The 1,904-nt window shown below is 68.5% G+C and carries 1 protein-coding gene; it reads right to left on the reverse strand.

All coding sequences use genetic code 11. The features are described 5' to 3' along the window. Positions 1–442: 442 nt before the first annotated feature. Entirely contained in the window at positions 443–1,531 is a 1,089-nt protein-coding gene (gene ychF, locus ABT186_RS47590; RefSeq protein WP_351221814.1) for a redox-regulated ATPase YchF, read from the reverse strand. Positions 1,532–1,904: the final 373 nt, after the last annotated feature.

The following is a 1,904-nucleotide window of genomic DNA, read 5'->3' on the forward strand; positions in this document are numbered from 1 at the left end:
CGACACAAAAAAAACCCCAACCCTTACTCTGGGCGGCCCCGCCCAACCCACCCCCCGCCCCCCCGGGGCCGCCCCCCCCCCCCCCCCCCGGGCCCCCCCCCCCCCCCCCGACCCCACCGCGGCACCCGCATCGCGTCCGCGGGAATGTCACAACGTGTCCCCGCCCAGCCCCCGACGAGCCGACGACATCCGGTCAGCAACGAAATCCGTAGCTGATGCACCCATATCCAGCTGACGAACCGTCAGCTCAATCCAGCACCGATCCAGCAGTGGTGCGGATAACCAGGGATGACGACAGGTGACGAGACGTCAGGATATCCAGCACGGATCCAGCAGCGGACACGTCGACGGGGCCGACCCCGAACGGAGCCGACCCCGAACGGAGCCGACCCCACCTGACCTGCACATTTGCCAGCTGGCCGCGCCGATGCTACGGCGGCCGCTAAACGTTGAACCGGAACTCCACCACGTCCCCGTCCTGCATCACATACTCCTTGCCCTCCATGCGGGCCTTGCCCTTGGCGCGGGCCTCGGCGACCGAGCCCGTGTCGACCAGGTCACCGAAGGAGATGACCTCCGCCTTGATGAAGCCCTTCTGGAAGTCGGTGTGGATGACACCGGCCGCCTCGGGAGCCGAGGCGCCCTTCTTGATCGTCCAGGCTCGGGACTCCTTCGGGCCCGCCGTGAGGTAGGTCTGCAGGCCCAGGGTGTCGAAGCCGACGCGGGCCAGGGTCGCGAGGCCCGGCTCGTGCTGGCCGACCGACTCCAGGAGTTCGAGGGCCTCGTCCTCGTCCAGCTCGGCGAGGTCCTGCTCAAGCTTGGCGTTGAGGAAGATCGCCTCGGCGGGGGCGACCAGCGCGCGCTGCTCGTCCTTGAAGGCGTCGTCCATCAGCTCGTCCTCGTCGACATTGAAGACGTAGAGGAAGGGCTTGGTGGTCAGGAGGTGCAGGTCGTGGAGCGGCTCCGCGCGCTCGCTGCCCTGGACGATGCCGTGGGCGAAGAGCGTGTCGCCCTTCTCCAGGATCTCCTTCGCCTCCTCGACGGCCTTCACCTTCGGGGCGACGTCCTTCTTGATCCGCGACTCCTTCTGCAGACGCGGCAGGACCTTCTCGATCGTCTGCAGGTCCGCGAGGATCAGCTCGGTGTTGATCGTCTCGATGTCGTCCTTGGGCGAGACCTTGCCGTCGACATGCACGACGTTCTCGTCCTTGAAGGCACGGATGACCTGGCAGATCGCGTCCGACTCGCGGATGTTCGCGAGGAACTTGTTGCCCAGGCCCTCGCCCTCGCTCGCACCGCGCACGATGCCCGCGATGTCGACGAAGTCGACGGTCGCCGGGAGGATCCGCTGCGAGCCGAAGATCTCGGCCAGCTTGGTGAGACGGGCGTCGGGGACGCCCACGACACCCACGTTCGGCTCGATGGTGGCGAACGGGTAGTTGGCCGCCAGCACGTCGTTCTTGGTCAGGGCGTTGAACAGGGTCGACTTGCCGACATTGGGCAGACCGACGATTCCGATCGTGAGCGACACGTTGCGACTTCCCGTACGTGAGGTTGGAGGACTGGACTGGGCTGTCCGGGCCCGGGTCCGTCAGGAGAGTGTGCGGGCCGATCCACCAGTCTACGGCGTGCCGTGCCCCGCCCCGGCGACGTATCGAACGCTTGGCCAAGGTCACGCCAACGGCGTGTCTGAGGGGCCACTGGGCACATTAACCGACCTAAGTTGGTCCAGTGGAGCAACACAGGACTCGACCCCCGCAGCACGGACCGCGACGCGGTGCGCCCCTTCCCCCGCAGGGCCGACGGGGCGGAGCCGCGGCGGTGCGGTCCGGTACGGCTGCCCGGCCCGGTGGTCCCGGCCGGCCCGAGGCGCGGGGCGGCGGCGCCGGGGCCCGGCCGGCGGG

Source organism: Streptomyces sp. NPDC001634 (genome assembly GCF_040298185.1).
Taxonomy (GTDB): domain Bacteria; phylum Actinomycetota; class Actinomycetes; order Streptomycetales; family Streptomycetaceae; genus Streptomyces.